At 63.5% G+C, this 14,353-nt stretch carries 14 protein-coding genes; 9 read left to right on the plus strand and 5 right to left on the minus strand.

The window, feature by feature from the left end:
* The first annotated feature begins 23 nt into the window (after positions 1–23).
* Both OXH60_02010 and OXH60_02015 read left to right on the plus strand, forming a co-directional pair.
* Positions 24–347 (plus strand): hypothetical protein, encoded by a 324-nt coding sequence (locus OXH60_02010; GenBank protein MDE0710890.1) that lies wholly within the window; start codon positions 24–26, stop codon positions 345–347.
* Between the two features lie 321 nt (positions 348–668).
* On the plus strand, positions 669–2,333 hold the full coding sequence (locus OXH60_02015; GenBank protein ID MDE0710891.1) for a thiamine pyrophosphate-binding protein: 1,665 nt from the start codon (positions 669–671) through the stop codon (positions 2,331–2,333).
* A gap of 238 nt (positions 2,334–2,571) precedes the next feature.
* Here OXH60_02015 and OXH60_02020 read toward each other — a convergent pair whose 3' ends face one another.
* The 3 genes from OXH60_02020 to OXH60_02030 all read right to left on the minus strand — a co-directional run bounded on the left by OXH60_02020 (position 2,572) and on the right by OXH60_02030 (position 4,651).
* Positions 2,572–3,291, minus strand: coding sequence for a 4'-phosphopantetheinyl transferase superfamily protein (locus tag OXH60_02020; protein MDE0710892.1), 720 nt, complete (start codon positions 3,289–3,291; stop codon positions 2,572–2,574).
* Positions 3,288–3,611: a hypothetical protein gene (locus OXH60_02025; protein ID MDE0710893.1), complete on the minus strand. Its 324-nt coding sequence runs from the start codon at positions 3,609–3,611 to the stop codon at positions 3,288–3,290. The genes OXH60_02020 and OXH60_02025 overlap by 4 nt, the downstream gene beginning before the upstream one ends.
* Positions 3,612–3,724: 113 nt before the next feature.
* Positions 3,725–4,651, minus strand: coding sequence for a 2-dehydropantoate 2-reductase (locus OXH60_02030; protein ID MDE0710894.1), 927 nt, complete (start codon positions 4,649–4,651; stop codon positions 3,725–3,727).
* 161 nt (positions 4,652–4,812) lie between these two features.
* Here OXH60_02030 and OXH60_02035 point away from each other — a divergent pair, with 161 nt between their 5' ends.
* From OXH60_02035 to OXH60_02050, 4 genes are all read left to right on the plus strand, one after another.
* The gene (locus tag OXH60_02035; GenBank protein ID MDE0710895.1) at positions 4,813–4,947 is read left to right on the plus strand and encodes a hypothetical protein; all 135 of its coding nucleotides are present in this window, start codon (positions 4,813–4,815) and stop codon (positions 4,945–4,947) included.
* Between the two features lie 175 nt (positions 4,948–5,122).
* A complete protein-coding gene (locus OXH60_02040; protein MDE0710896.1) occupies positions 5,123–6,679 on the plus strand; it encodes a porin in 1,557 nt (518 codons plus the stop codon).
* A 546-nt stretch (positions 6,680–7,225) separates the two neighbouring features.
* A complete protein-coding gene (locus OXH60_02045; GenBank protein ID MDE0710897.1) occupies positions 7,226–8,401 on the plus strand; it encodes an aminotransferase class V-fold PLP-dependent enzyme in 1,176 nt (391 codons plus the stop codon).
* A 13-nt stretch (positions 8,402–8,414) separates the two neighbouring features.
* A complete protein-coding gene (locus tag OXH60_02050) occupies positions 8,415–8,744 on the plus strand; it encodes a 2Fe-2S iron-sulfur cluster-binding protein (protein MDE0710898.1) in 330 nt (109 codons plus the stop codon).
* A gap of 196 nt (positions 8,745–8,940) precedes the next feature.
* Here OXH60_02050 and OXH60_02055 read toward each other — a convergent pair whose 3' ends face one another.
* The gene (locus OXH60_02055; protein ID MDE0710899.1) at positions 8,941–9,240 is read right to left on the minus strand and encodes a DUF1244 domain-containing protein; all 300 of its coding nucleotides are present in this window, start codon (positions 9,238–9,240) and stop codon (positions 8,941–8,943) included.
* 579 nt (positions 9,241–9,819) lie between these two features.
* On the opposite strand from OXH60_02055, the gene OXH60_02060 reads away from it, so the two are divergent.
* Complete coding sequence (locus tag OXH60_02060; protein MDE0710900.1) at positions 9,820–11,094, plus strand: hypothetical protein; 1,275 nt, start codon at positions 9,820–9,822, stop codon at positions 11,092–11,094.
* A 71-nt stretch (positions 11,095–11,165) separates the two neighbouring features.
* Positions 11,166–11,720, plus strand: a complete 555-nt coding sequence (locus tag OXH60_02065) for an O-acetyl-ADP-ribose deacetylase (GenBank protein MDE0710901.1) — start codon at positions 11,166–11,168, stop codon at positions 11,718–11,720.
* A 217-nt stretch (positions 11,721–11,937) separates the two neighbouring features.
* Here the strand turns inward: OXH60_02065 and OXH60_02070 are convergent, their stop codons facing one another.
* Positions 11,938–12,837 (minus strand): alpha/beta hydrolase, encoded by a 900-nt coding sequence (locus OXH60_02070; GenBank protein MDE0710902.1) that lies wholly within the window; start codon positions 12,835–12,837, stop codon positions 11,938–11,940.
* 433 nt (positions 12,838–13,270) lie between these two features.
* On the opposite strand from OXH60_02070, the gene OXH60_02075 reads away from it, so the two are divergent.
* A complete protein-coding gene (locus tag OXH60_02075) occupies positions 13,271–14,347 on the plus strand; it encodes a Gfo/Idh/MocA family oxidoreductase (GenBank protein MDE0710903.1) in 1,077 nt (358 codons plus the stop codon).
* Positions 14,348–14,353 lie beyond the last annotated feature (6 nt).

Raw genomic sequence — 14,353 nt, forward strand, 5'->3', positions numbered from 1 at the left:
GCGACGGAGGCGGGATGCCGGCGATGGACGGGCCGTCATTGCCGGAGGAGTTCGGGGATCTCCAGCCCTATCTCGAGTGGGCGCTTGAGCCCGAACGCGCGCGAACTGAAAAGAGGGTCGCGTCCTCGATGGCCGAGATCCGCGATTTCTACGACACGGTCCAGCCGCGGCTAGAAGCGATGATTCGCTACCTGGAAGACTTCCGCGACGACCCGATGCCGGCACCCGCACATCGTCTCTACCTGATCTCGCTGTCGCTGGTCGAGGTGGCCAACTTGGTGGAGCTCTACAAGCGAAAAGAGGTGTTCGAGGGATGTGATCCCTTGCGGTACGCGTCCGACCAGTGATCGGCAACGGGACTGCGGGGCGCCTTGCAACGGCCCAACATGGATGACTGCCCGGGATCCGAGAGACTGCGGAAGACAGATGCGGGGTCCGTCGAGGGAAGAGAAGCGCGCTCGGCGACTCGTGAGGGGAGCCAGCGGCGGAAGCGCCGGTACCACCGAAGCCGGGTAGGCCCTCGGCATTCGTGCCGATCGGGCACTCAGGGCGCAGTGCGCTCCGGTTGCGATACATCGCAGCCGGAATCACTGCATCGGCACACCTCGTAGGTTCAGCCAGCGGCCCAAGACAGAGTATTCTTCGCCGCATTTGGCAGCGAGGCGCGTATGCGTGGACGCCACGTCTTCATGGACAGCCTATCCGCCCATGGCGTCAGGTACATCTTTGGCAATCCCGGGACTACCGAGAACCCGTTGATCGGAGCGTTGTCGGACTGCCCTGATCTGCAATACATCCTGACGCTGCACGAAGGCATTGCCGTGGGCGCGGCCAGCTATTACGCGCAGGCGAGCGGCAACACCGGTCTGATCAACCTCCATGCGGCCCCCGGGCTCGGCAATGGCCTCGGGATGCTGTACGGCGCTCTGAAGGCGAACTCACCCATGATCGTCACCGCCGGTCAGCAGGACACGCGAATGCGACTGCGTGAGCCGCTGTTGAGTCATGATCTCGTTGCGATGGCGGCGCCAGTGACGAAATGGAGCACGCAGGTGGAGCGCGCCGACGAGATTGCGGACATCATGCGCCGAGCGTTCAAGATCGCGCATGATCCGCCGGCGGGCCCGGTGTTCGTAGCGCTACCGATCGACGTGATGGAACGGGAGACGGACGTCGGCGCCGCCAACGCCGGCGACCTGTTTCGGGCCGCCAGTGCGGATCCTGCGGGTATCTCCGCTGTGGTCGACCACCTTCTCGCCAGCGACAAGCCCGCGGTCGTTGCCGGAGATGACGTGGCGCGCTCGGGCGCCAACGACGAACTAGTACGGTTGGCCGAGACTGTCGGGGCATCGGTCTGGTTCGAGGGGCTCCACCAGCGGGTCGCGTTTCCGACCGGTCATCCGAACGCGCGCGGCGGATTGCCGTTTGACGCCGCGCGCATTGCGGCGGCACTCCGCAGTGCCGATCTCGTAGTGATGGTAGGTGGGCCGTTCTTCGAAGAGGTCTGGTACTCGGACGGCAGCCCGTTCCCCGCGGGTGCACAGGTAGTGCAGATCGAGGAGAGCACCGAGCGCCTCGCTTTCAATCACCCGGTGACCGCCGGTCTCGTTGGCCATCTGCCGAGTACGCTCGCAGCGATGAATCGGGCCCTCCAGCAGCGGGCGAGTGCAAAATTCGCCGGTGCAGCGAGGGAGCGCAACACCGAATTGCGGCAGAAAAAGGCGGACGAAGCGAGCTTCCAGAAGCTCCGGGTCGAGCAGGCATGGCATCGCGAGCCGCCGGCGCTACCAAGGGTGGTGGAAGAGATCCGCAGCGGCCTCCCGCCCGACACCATTGTTGTCGACGAGTCCATAACGGCTAGTTCGGACCTGAGTAGGACGATCCAGTTCAAGACGGCCGACGACTATTTCGGTGGGCGAGGCGGCGGGATCGGTCAGGGCCTGGCCGGGGCAATCGGTGTGAAACTGGGCCACCCCGACCGACCACTGATCGCGATTTCCGGTGACGGTTCGGCGATGTACAGCATCCAGGCCCTCTGGACAGCGGCCCATCACGATTTGGCGATCGTCTTCGCGATTCTGGCGAACCGCGAGTATCGCGTGCTGAAGCACAACATGGACCACTACCGAACACGTTTTGATATCCCGTCGAATGAGGGCTACCCGCAGATGGACCTTAACGAACCCGTGCTCGGCTTTGTCGAATTGGCAGCTGGTATGGGCGTCGCCGGTACACGCGTCGCCGAAAGCGATGAAATCAGTACCGCAATCAAGTCTGCGTTCGATTCCGGGAAGCCCCATCTGGTCGAAATCGTCATGGAAGGCAAAGCGTGACGAGTCCGCTCTCATCGGATGGCACCACACCGAGCGGGTGACAAGCCGGCACAGAGCCGCGAGAAGTATTGGGGTCTGCAGTTTTCGAGACCGCGCCCCATGCCGGTGCATGGAAGCATGATCCGTCTGCCTCGGCGGGGCAGATCGTGTTGCTCCCCCCAGCCGGGACACGGACGCTCGGCAATGTTGCCGGAGCCGGTTCAACTGGGGCCATTGCGCGGGAGAAGTCGAGCGGTTCTTATCCGCGGGTCGACGTCGGGGGTAGTTTGTAGGCGAGCGCGGCGGCAAACCGCGGCTCCCCAAGATCCAGGAGACGCCATGCGGCCGAGGGGGCGTGCGGAAACCGAAACACGCTGGATCGAACGCCCTGCAGCATCGCGCCCGGTACTTCGAAACCGCATGGGTCAAGCGAGAATCCAGAACCGAGCGCTTTGATCAGCGCCTCCTTCAAACTCCACAGCCGAAAGAAGCGGTTGATCTTCTGTTGTCCGTCGACACTCGCAAGGGACTGCCGTTCCCTCGGGCTGTAGACCATGCTGCCGATGCCATCGAAGTCGCGACGTGCGATGCGTTCTTCGACATCAACCCCGATGCACGTTCGGTGCCCAAGCGCGATCAGTCCATGGCGCCCGCTGTGACTCACGTTGAACCCCAGCGACACCGGCTGTCCGGCCACGGTGGCGTACGGCTTGCCGTGTTCCCGGTAGTGGAACGACAGCTGGCTGGCAGAGCAATCGAGGCGCTCCGACAGGCTGAAACGTAGCGCAGCGCGGCAGAGTGCGAACTCGCGTCGCGGGCGGTCCGACACAAAGCGATGCCAGCGCTCTTGTTCGTCTTCATCAAGTACAGCGCGGGCATGACGCTCGTGCTCGTGGTTGGCAGTCAGATCGACATGTAGGACCGTAGCACCACTGACTTCGCGCCATGGTTGCCACCACCTTGTCGCCGGGTCTGTCATGTCAGGGAGCGGTCTTGAGTGGTCGTCTTCATGCCGTGCAGGGTGTTACCGGCCGCCCGGGCCACCTGGAACATCGACGGTGCCTCACGGAGCGACGGCTTGCAGCCGGGTGGGGACTGCGTGCATTCGTCCAGCAGGCTTGTTGCCGCTTGGGTCGTCGTCAGGTTGCCCGCGGCAATCAGCGTGATGACCGGCTTTCCTGGCGTGGCCCAAGTGAGCATCTTCCGAAAGACGGAAATATCGTCCGCGGCCGCGTTGATTCGCGTGCCGGAGAGAAGAACGAGTCCCTGATCGAGGTTCAGGCCGACGCAACCGGTCATACTGACCTCATCGTTCTGCTCGGACGGCGACTTGCACGCGTTTGCCGGCGTGGCAGAGTGGACGGCAGTCACGCAATTGTTGGACCGCAATCACCATCCAGGCAATTGCACTTTCAGGCGCCGCGCAGGCCGTGCTCGTGCGGCGCCAGGGCGGCGTACACGGTGCGGTGGGTGGGCGTGTCAATCCCGAGCTGCCGACCCAAGCGCTCGACCGCGCCGCTCAGTGCCGAAATCTCCAGCCGCTCCCGCCGCTCCAGAGCAACGAGCAGCGATGCTTTCATCGTGGCTGGCAGCCTGTCCAGGAGTTCCAGCGTCCGTGCTTCCTGATCGTCGGGCATGGACACCCCGAGCGCCCGTGCCACGGCAACCGTTTCGGCCGTCAGGCGTGCCATCATCGCCCGGGTCGCAGGATTGGCCCGACAGGGCCCGAGCGACAAGCGCGTGAGGCAGTTGGCCCCAGCGAGCGTGCAGATCATCGCCGCCTTCTGCCAGAGTTCGTATTCGATATCGTCGGGAGGCGGGCAGTCGATGCCGGCCGCGGTGCAGGCTTCGCGCAGGGCCTGAACACGCTTGCTCGGCGAATTGTCCATTTCGCCGATTCGGAGCGTCTGCATGCGGTCGAAATGTCGGATCACCCCTGGGGCTTCGATCAGTGCGCTGATCTGCGCGACGCCGCCCAGAATCCGTCGAGGCCCCAACATCCCGCGGAGCATGTCGATGTGTTCGATACCGTTGAGCAGCGGCACGACGCCTGTGGCGCTTGATAGCGCGGGACGGACGAGTGCAGCCGCCTGTTCACAGTCATAGCTCTTGACTGTGAACAGGACGTAGTCGGGCGACGCAAACACGGCCGGATCGTTGCTCGCGTGCACCTGCTTCAGCGCGATGTCACCAAGCACACTGCGTACCTTGAGGCCGTGCTCCTGCATCGCCCGAAGATGCCGGCCGCGGGCGACGAACCCGACTTCGTGCCCGGATGCTGCAAGCCGGGCGCCGAAGTATCCGCCGACGCCGCCTGCCCCCATCACGATGAACTTCATTCCCCGACATCCGCGCCAATGTGGAGCCCCGGATGATGGCCGGTGCTCGACGGTTTCTCAATCGATATCTGACGGCGGACGGGGTGCCGGCGCGAGCGTTGACGGACCGTGGAACGGCATGCATGTCATGAGCTGCACCGGGCGGGGGGATACGGCGGCCGGTGGCCATTGAGCCCGATGTCCTTCTGGCGCGCGAACTGACCGGGGTCAACACGGGAACAGTGGCCGACGGGTTACCGGATCCGGTGGATGCGCAAACCGCCGTCGTTGACGTAGCAAGGGGCAACCCAAGTTGAAATGCTTTCAATATCAACCGTGTGAAAGCGAAATCGTAAACATGGTTGTCGATACCATATGCATCGCTATAGTCTGACACGGTGCCGGTGGCCATCGCTCGAAGATACGTAGGTTTTCCGGTCAACTCCGAGCATTGCCACTCGCCGTCCGCCCTCACGTTCGCTGGAACTGCCGATGCTTCTTCGCCTGCTCACGTATGCGTACGCCATTGCTTTTGTCGTCGGAATGGGAACCCAGGCATTCGCTCAGGAAAGTGGTTCTGCCGAAACAGATGCGCGGATTCAGGCGCTTGAGCTCCGCGTTCAGCAGTTGGAAAAGGCATTAGCCGAGGCGTTGGGGATCGAGACCGCTGAACCGCCACCGCCGGCGGAAGATGCAACCACCGTGGCGCAGGCCGAGCCGGCTCCGAACGGAAACAACCGATCGGACATCACCGGCCAGCAGGGGGCGTACAACTACGACAAGGCCTTCTTCGGCCCGATTGCGCCCTTGTCGTCAAGCGATGGGCGTTTCAAAACGTTCCTGTACGGAAACCTGCAGACTGATCTGGCGGCGTACAGCGAGAGCGGAGATTGGGAAGGCGTCTTCGGGGACGACTACTACATCGGGAAGGGCGACACGGACTTCAGTGGTGGCGCCAAGATGCGGAGGGCCAGCTTTGGCATCGCGAACGTCGTCGAGCAGGACTGGATCGTGTTCATGTCGTACAACCTGGCGGACGGTGGCGAACAGGTTGACAGCGGGCTTCGCGCGGCCGCCATCGTGTACCGGGGCATCAAGCCCTGGTGGCTGATGGCGGGGCAGTTCGGCAACTCGGTCGGACTGGAATCGTCCACATTCAACAGCTTCCTGGGCATGGCGGAACGCCCGATGATGTCGAACGCGTTCGCCTATGCGCCGAGCGCGCCGGTGATGGCGCTGATTGCGTCTCACCGCGGGAAGCTCACGTACTCCCGGTTCGGTGTCTTCGGAAAGAACTCCGGTGTGGACAGCGACTTTGACGAGGGGTGGGGTCTCCATGGCCGTTTCCTGCTGCAGCCGCATAGAGAGCGGAGGCTGAGTTCCCACATCGGCGTGAGCGGGTACTGGCGCAAGCCTGAGGAGGAAGTCGTGGGCGCCGACCACATGCGCTCGTGTCCGGAAGGCTCGATGGGCAGCGGCTTCCGCTTCAGGGCGTTCGGTATTTCTGCAGTCGATGGCACGTCCCTGGTGAATACCGGCAAGTTCTGCGCCGTCGAGGACTACACGTACGTCGTTGCCGAGGGCGCCCTTTCTCGAGGCCCGGTTTCCCTTCAGGGAGAATGGGGCACTGCACAGGTCAACACAAAGTCGAGCGGTAGCTACGAGTTCAGCGGCGGATACGTCGATGTCGGATACTTCCTGACCGGAGAGAGCCGGAACTACAACCCATATTTCGGTCAGTTCTGGCGCCTGAAGCCGGACAACGATCTGGGACAGGGCGGGCTCGGAGCATTTGAACTACGGGCGCGCTGGCAAATGATCGACCTGAACGATCGGCTGGCTGTCGTTGATGGCAACGTCACCGGCGTCACTGGCGGTGAGGCCAGCGGCTTTACGGTCGGGCTTAACTGGTATTTCAACGCATTCACCCGCGCCATCTTCAATGCCGGCCGCATCGATGTGGAGTATCCGACGGCGGTCGGGGGGCGTCTGGGCACGCGGGAAGCGAGCGTCGACGAGTACGTGGCACGCGTCGAGATCTTCTTCTGAGCGTGATGGCGCCGGCGCCACCCGGAGACGGTCAGGACTGTCGGTCACCGTCGGCCCTTGTCCCTGCGCCGGAATCTCAGCTGGGACGCTGAACCTCCGAGAGGTTGCACTCGGCCGTCTTCATTGGTGTCGAGGCGCCGCCTGCCGCGTAGTTCCGCGAGGTGTTGACCTGCGAGGCCCCCCGGGTGATGCGCGGGACCGCCGACGGCGCAGGCTACGGTGTTCGAGTCTGTGAGCGCGGCATGCGGTTAGTATGATGGAGCTTGGCATTGTGGCGGGGTCTGTTGCCTGCTTCGCGCATTGAGCCACCGGATGACTGATGGCCTGTATGGACACCTGAAGCGCCGCGATGGCGATTCTCGGGCGCCGGGCGTGGGCCGGGCGGGACCGGCCGGTGTGATGTAATGGTCATGCCGCAGGCAGGTGTCGGTTTATGTGGACGGGCTTCGGAGCACTGGCCCACGGGCCCGCTGGCATCGCGACAGATCCGCTGCGAGCGGCATTGATCCGGCGCCCGCTGCCACGGCTGACAGGCCACGGAAGGTCATGCAACTGATGGCGCCACAGCATCCGATTTATCTCGATTGCCAGGCCACCACGCCGCTCGACCCTGAAGTGCTCGACGCGATGCTTCCCTATTTCCGTGAGCAGTTCGGGAACCCGCACGTCGATGCCCACGCGTTCGGCCGGGCAGCCGCCTCCGCTGTCGAATCAGCACGTGCCGAAGTTGCGGAATTGATCAACGCCGACTCCCGCGAGATCGTGTTCACTTCTGGTGCGACTGAATCCAACAATCTCGCTATCAAGGGAGCCGCGCGGTACCGCCGCGAACGGCATGGCTTGGATCATGTCGTCACGGTCGCTACCGAACACAAGTGCGTGCTCGAATCGTTCGCGCGCCTTGAGCGCGAAGGTTTTCGGTCGACGGTCCTGCCGGTCGAGCCCTCGGGTCTTGTTGATCTGAAGTGCGTAGAGGCGGTGCTGGAGGCCGGTGTCGCACTCGTCTCCGTCATGGCTGCGAACAACGAGATTGGCACGGTGCAGCCCCTGCAGGAGGTGGGCAGTCTTTGCCGGGAACGCTCCGTGGTGTTGCACACCGACGCCGCACAGGCTGCGGGAAAGATTCCCTTCGACGTACAGGCGCTGGGTGTTGACTTGGTCAGCCTGTCTGGACACAAGCTGTACGGCCCCAAGGGAGTGGGCGCGCTCTACGTTCGCCGCCGGCCGCGTGTGCGCATCGAGCCGCTCTTCGATGGCGGCGGCCAGGAGCGCACACTTCGCTCCGGGACCGTACCGGTGCCCTTGGTCGTGGGCCTCGGGGTCGCCGCGCGCATTGCCCGCCAACGGCTTGCCGAGGAGGCGGAGCACACTCGGATGCTGCGGGATCGCATGCTCTCCCGATTGCGGGTTCGGCATCCGGACGTGGTCGTTCACGGCGAAATGGATGCGCGGCTGCCCGGAAACCTCAGCGTGGGCTATGCCGGAATTCAAGCCCATCGCCTCGTGCGGGAACTCGGTGACGTCGCTCTGTCGACCGGATCCGCGTGTTCGGATACCTCCGTCGAGACCAGCTACGTGCTGCGGGCCCTCGGGGTGTCCGAGGCGCTGGCAGCGGGCACCTTCCGAATTTCGCCAGGCCGCTTTACGACCGAAGCGGAGATCGACCGGGCAGCCGTGGCCATTGCCGACGGTGTAGATGCGCTCCGAGCACAGTGCGCCTAGGAGTCAGCTGTCCATGCCGCGCGTGATCTTCCACCAGCCTGATGGATCGGTACTCGAAGTAGATGAGGCCGCGGGGCAGTCGATCTTGGACATCGCCCACAAGCACGGCATCGATATCGAAGGGGCCTGCGAAGCGTCTCTCGCGTGCTCGACCTGCCATGTGATCGTCCACCCCGACTGGCACGACCGTCTGCCCCTGCCGACCGACGACGAGGAGGACATGCTGGATTTGGCATGGGGCGTCACACAAACGTCGCGCCTGGGGTGCCAGGTCGAGCTGACCGAGCAGCTCGACGGCCTGGTCCTCAACGTACCCAGCAACTCACGCGACGCCCGGGGATAACCGCGGCAACCGGCCGAGCCGGTTTGGCAGAGCCTGGCTGTCGACGCGAACGGGCCTGGTTCCCGGGCTCCGCAAACTGGACCTGCCGGTATGTCCCACGGAGTGATGCGACGACCTCCCGGGAATGCGGCGGGGGTCTCATGAGCATCGGATTTCCGCCGAACTGATCGATACGTCCGCAGTGCTGGATCGGACGTCAATCGTGCTTGTGGAACTGGTCCTTCAAAGCCTCGACCCGGTCCGCGGGTTGCTCCTTCTGGAACTTCGCCTTCCAGTCGGCGTAGGGCATGCCATACACGGTCTGCCGAGCGTTCTCGTACGTCACGTCCTCCCCGCACTCCTCTGCCGCCGCGCTGTACCACTTGGAAAGGCAGTTCCGGCAGAAACCGGCCAATTCCATGAGGTCGATGTTCTGCACGTCGGGGTTTTCCCGAAAGTGCTCGACAAGGCGGCGAAACACGGCTGCTTCAATCTCTGTACGGGTTCCTGCGTCCATGGAAGAGTTCCTTACGGGAAGCTTGGGGGTATGTTCCGAGCGCCGTCAGGATAGGGTGTCACTGGTCTTCGGCAAAGCAAAGGTCGTTGCGCTTTTCGTCGAATCTTCGGACCATCTTCGCGACACTGCCTGGACGTTTATCGATGGCCCCATCACCAATGGCGCCGCCCGGACGCTGGGGTTGCCGCGCGTAGCGGTCGGCCCTTGTCCCTTGTGGCATGGCTCTGGGTCGGTAATGGTGTGAACGATCAGCCCGCGCCACCGAGTGAATGGCTCGTGCCATTCGCACAGCCGTTGACCGTCGCAAGGGGGTCGGGGATTTCGCTCCGTCAGAGCAGAACTGAACCTCGCCTTGGATGTCTTCGGCCTGATTGCCTGCGTGGCCGCCAGTGCCCGCCATCGCCTCGACTGCAACTCCCAACGACCGAGGTGCGGATCTGCACCACCAGTAGGCCCGTCGAGATGGGAATAGTCGATACAAGAACTCATGATGGAGCTTTAGCCATTCCCCGCGCGGTCGCGTAGCCGTCACGGCTCGGGTGGTCTAACGTCGTGGCCACCGATCAGCGACTGCCTGTCATGTACACGCTCCTCTTTCTCGAGCCCGGCCACTTCCACGCCGCGCTCACGCTGCGTGTGAACAACCCCAGGGTCGACCCCACTATCCATCTCTACGCCGGTCCCGGCTTGGAGCGCGACTCTTTCATCGCTCTGGTCCGCTCGTTCAACGCGCGAGACGACAAGCCGACGGGCTGGAATATCCGGGTGCACGAAACCTCGGACCCGGAGCGGGCATTGATTGAGGAGAGGCGCGGGGACGTCGTCGTCCTTGCTGGGCAGAACCAGCCCAAGCTTGGCACCGTTGCCCGCCTGCACGCCGCGGGGCTGCACGTGCTGGCCGACAAGCCCTGGCTCACTGACAGTGCGGCTCTCCCGCATCTCGTGCAGGTAACCGCGGGTTGGCCGCTCGCGATGGACATCATGACCGCTCGCCACGACGCGGTCGCACGACTCGCGCAGATGGTCGTGGCCGACACGAAACTGTTCGGCACCCTCGACGGAGGCACGGACGAGCCTGCGATCGACATGCATTCCGTGCACCACCTGCTCAAAGAGGTGAACGGCACGCTGCTCCGGAGACCTTCCTGGTACTACGACACCCGCATTCAGGGCGACGGCATCGTTGATATCCAGTCCCACATGGTCGACGAGGCTCAGTGGATTCTCGGTGACGGCCCGGGCTTCGTATTCGAGCGAGACTACGAGCTCGAAAACGCGTGTCGCTGGAACACCCGGGTACCACGCGAACTCTTCCACGCTAGCACCGGTGTCGAGGAATTCCCGGCTGTGCTGGCGCGGTACGTGGATGCCGGGGTGTTGCACCTCGCCTGCAACAGTGAGATCCGGTATCGCCTTCGCGGAGTGGCCGTCCGGCAGCGAGCGGAATGGGGTCGGCGCGAACCCGACGGCGGTGGCGATGCACACCGGATGACCGTCCGAGGCGAGCACGCAACGGTCGTCGCGCGCCGCGGACCCGAGACCGGCTTCCGGAGTGAACTGCACGTCGTGCCGCGCGAACCGGCACGCGGCTTCGGGATGCGCCTCTCGGAGAAGCTTGCCGCATGGGGGGCCGAGCGGCCCGGCCTCTCGCAGCGCCAGTCCGAGCTCGGGCACGAAATTGTCATCCCAGCTGAGCTCCATACCCCGCACGAAGCACACTTTCCGATGGTTCTCGACGACTTCCTCGATCTTCTCGACAGCGGCGATTGGCCTGCTGCGCTCGCCGCGCGGATCCGTTCGCGTTACGTACTTCTCGCGCGGGCACAGGCGCACTGCGCTGCGGGTCGCGACTGACGAGTTCCCAACTGTGCCGGGTGGTCCGAATTCAGGCGTCGCACGTCACTGCCTACCGATGGAGAACACGGATGGGTACTCGTATCGAGGTGATCGAAGCTGACATCACGTCGTTGTCGGTGGACGCTGTCGTCAATGCCGCCAATTCCACATTGCTGGGCGGCGGCGGTGTCGATGGCGCCATTCACCGGGTGGCAGGCCCACGCCTTCGGGAAGACTGCGGTGCCTTGGGCGGTTGCCGCACTGGTGACGCTAAGGTCACCAGCGGACATGACCTCCGCGCTCGTTGCGTCATCCACACCGTCGGCCCTGTCTGGAAGGGCGGCGAAGCTGGAGAGGCGGTACTCTTGGCCAGTTGCTATCGACGTTGCTTCGAGATTGCCGCCGAGAGACAGTTCGCGTCGATCGCATTTCCCGCGATCAGCGCGGGGGCCTATGGCTACCCCTTACAAGATGCGACACAGATCGCTGCAGTCCAGACAAGAAACCACCTGGAGCGCGGCAGCGACCTAGACAGAATCGTGTTTGCATGCTTTGGCGAGGAGGTACGGGAAGTGTATCTGGCGACTTTTGAAGACATTTTCGGGCCGAACCTTTTCTCCACCGACATACCGGGTACCCCCTGACCGCGGCCGGTACACGCGCTGGGCCAGGCGGCGGGAGCCGTGTGCGACTGGCATCGGGAGCAGACCCGTCGAAATCGGCCGGCAGCAGAATTCGGGCGCCCGTGACGGCTGCTCAGGACCCCCGCCGATGTGTCGCGCCATCTGCGAACAGACTGATGTCCACTCGGCATTGGACTGACGGGCCATGCGGGCTAGCGGGAGGCGGGCAGCGCGATCATCAGGGCTGAACGCTCGCTAGGAACGGCAGTAATTCGGCGAGTAGCTCATCCGGCGCCTCCTCAGGAATGAAATGGCCACAATCCAGTGCCCTGCCGCGAACGTCGTTTGCTCGCATTCGCCAGACGTTCAACATGTCCAGCGACGTGCCGGTTTGCCAGCCGGGGCGCTTCGGCATCTTGCCGGCCCACAGGACGAGAGTCGGACAGGAAAGCTTTGTCCCACGGTCTTCCCGGTCGTGTTCAAGATCAAGCGCCACGGCTCGATAGTCGGCACACATTGCGCGGACGGTGTCGGGATCTGAGAAGCAACGGAGATACTCCGCGTAAGCTTCGTGGTCAAATGCATTTGGGACTGCCGTCCATTGGTCGAGCAGGAAGTCCAGGAAAAGCTTGGCATTGCCGGTAATCAAGGTTTCCGGGAAAGGGAAGGGCTGACGCATCAGATGCCAGTGAAACCAGGAAAATGCCAAGGTGGCATCCATGTGCTCGAACGCTTCTGCGGACGGCACCACGTCGAGATTGGTGAAGCTCAGGACCTTGCCCGGATGGTCCAGCGCCATCCGGAGGCCGACTCGCACCCCCCGGTCGTGGCCGACCAGATGAAAGCGCTCAAAGCCGAGCGTCCGCATTACCGCAACTTGGTCGTGGGCGGAAGTCCGCTTGCAGTACGCCGAATGATCCACGCCCGATGAGGGCGGTTTGTCGCTGTCGCCGTAGCCGCGGAGATCCGGGCACACCACGGTGAACCGTTCTGCCAGGGGCGGTGCCACCTTGTGCCATTCGACATGGCTTTGTGGATAACCATGAAGCAACAGTACCGGTGGGCCCGAACCGCCATGCCGAACAAAAATGCGGCAACCACCGGCGTCGACACGGGTTCCCGTAAATCCAGGAAACATGGGCGACCTCGGGCTCTTCGTCGTGGGGCTAACGCCCGACCACCATACGTGGCGGTGCCGCTGCTGCACACGGGTGTCCTTCGGCACCGGCCCGCACGAACCGAGTGCCACGCACTACGCCGGCCCCGGGGGGCTCCCGCCACGGCCAGCATTGCGATGAGGTTTCCGGCGTCCATGGCTGCGGCCCACGGTGGAGGCTAGGTTGGCCCGTCCAACCTTCCGATGCCAAAGCACCTTGGTCCGGGCGTTCAGTCGACCTGTTCGCCTGGCTCGTCGTCACTTATCCAGCGTCCTCCTTTGTCCAACGTTGCCAACAGAGCGCGTTCCGTCGGCTCTATTCGGACAGTGATGCTGGTGAGCGGCCAGTCGGCGCCTACAATCCGGTCCGAAGAGCACGTTGAGCAGGCCCTAAGTTGGAGTCGGGTGCCGAGCGATGAACACGAAACCATACGGGGTCGGCATGGTCGGGACGGGGCGCATCTCCGATCTACATGCCATCGAATACTTGCAGAACCCGCACGCAAGGATCGTGGCGCTCTGTGATCGGGATGTCGAACTTGCCCACCGACGTGCGTCCAAATGGGGAGTGGACGACGTACGTATCACCGGCGACATCGACGAACTACTTGCGGACCCGGAGGTGGACCTCGTCGAGATACTGCTGCCCCACCACCTGCATCTCTCTGCTGCCGAGAAGGCCATCGCGGCCGGAAAGATCGTCTCCCTCCAGAAACCGATGTGCATTTCCATCGAGGAGGCCGACCGGTTAGTCGCGGCGGCAGAGCTTTCCGAGCGACCGTTCAAGGTGTTCGAGAACTTCGTCTTTTTTCCGCCCGTGATTCGGGCAAAGCAGTTGATCGACGAAGGGGCGGTAGGGCGGCCGCTGGCGATCCGCTTGAAGAGCAACAAGGGGTCGAACCGGACCGCCTGGGAGGTGCCCGGGCCGACTCGTGCGTGGCGTCAGGAACGAGGCAGCGCGGGCGGCGGCCCGCTGGTGTTCGATGACGGACACCACAAGTTTGCACTGGCCTGGCACTTCATGGGCATTGCGAAGGAAGTGCATGCGTTCATCGGCAAGACGACCTATCCCGATGGGTCGTACGTGGACGCACCGTCGATCATCTCATTCCGGTTCCCTGGGAACCGGATCGGAAGCCTGGAGCTCGTTGATTCCCCGGAAATGGAGGTGATCACCAAGCACTACGCGCAGGACGACAAGGTGGAGATCACAGGCACCAAGGGGGTACTCTGGATCAATGTCGGCCACGGTCGCCTGGGCGATCCGGCGCCCGTAGCGCTCTATCGCGACGGAACCGTCACGACGTACCACGACATGGCGACAGGTTGGGAGGAGAGCTTCGTGCTGTCAACGCGCCATTTCCTGGAGGTGCTTCGGAATGGTGGCTCGCCAGTGCTAACGGCCGTGGAGGGCAGACAGGTGCTGCGGTTTGCGCTGGCAGCCGAGGAATCGGCTCGGACCGGCCGGACCGTACGTATCACGGCCGATTAAGGCAGG

It is taken from the genome of Rhodospirillales bacterium (assembly GCA_028824295.1).
Taxonomy (GTDB): Bacteria; Pseudomonadota; Alphaproteobacteria; order TMED109; family TMED109; genus VXPW01.

Bases quoted from the DNA above. Each gene is read 5' to 3' on its own strand.
- OXH60_02020 (MDE0710892.1), bottom strand. From the start codon at position 3,291: ATGACAGACCCGGCGACAAGGTGGTGGCAACCATGGCGCGAAGTCAGT.
- OXH60_02075 (MDE0710903.1), top strand. From the start codon at position 13,271: ATGAACACGAAACCATACGGGGTCGGCATGGTCGGGACGGGGCGCATC.
- OXH60_02030 (MDE0710894.1), bottom strand. From the start codon at position 4,651: ATGAAGTTCATCGTGATGGGGGCAGGCGGCGTCGGCGGATACTTCGGC.
- OXH60_02060 (MDE0710900.1), top strand. From the start codon at position 9,820: ATGTACACGCTCCTCTTTCTCGAGCCCGGCCACTTCCACGCCGCGCTC.
- OXH60_02040 (MDE0710896.1), top strand. From the start codon at position 5,123: ATGCTTCTTCGCCTGCTCACGTATGCGTACGCCATTGCTTTTGTCGTC.
- OXH60_02045 (MDE0710897.1), top strand. From the start codon at position 7,226: ATGCAACTGATGGCGCCACAGCATCCGATTTATCTCGATTGCCAGGCC.
- OXH60_02050 (MDE0710898.1), top strand. From the start codon at position 8,415: ATGCCGCGCGTGATCTTCCACCAGCCTGATGGATCGGTACTCGAAGTA.
- OXH60_02025 (MDE0710893.1), bottom strand. From the start codon at position 3,611: ATGACCGGTTGCGTCGGCCTGAACCTCGATCAGGGACTCGTTCTTCTC.
- OXH60_02065 (MDE0710901.1), top strand. From the start codon at position 11,166: ATGGGTACTCGTATCGAGGTGATCGAAGCTGACATCACGTCGTTGTCG.
- OXH60_02010 (MDE0710890.1), top strand. From the start codon at position 24: ATGGACGGGCCGTCATTGCCGGAGGAGTTCGGGGATCTCCAGCCCTAT.
- OXH60_02015 (MDE0710891.1), top strand. From the start codon at position 669: ATGCGTGGACGCCACGTCTTCATGGACAGCCTATCCGCCCATGGCGTC.
- OXH60_02070 (MDE0710902.1), bottom strand. From the start codon at position 12,837: ATGTTTCCTGGATTTACGGGAACCCGTGTCGACGCCGGTGGTTGCCGC.
- OXH60_02055 (MDE0710899.1), bottom strand. From the start codon at position 9,240: ATGGACGCAGGAACCCGTACAGAGATTGAAGCAGCCGTGTTTCGCCGC.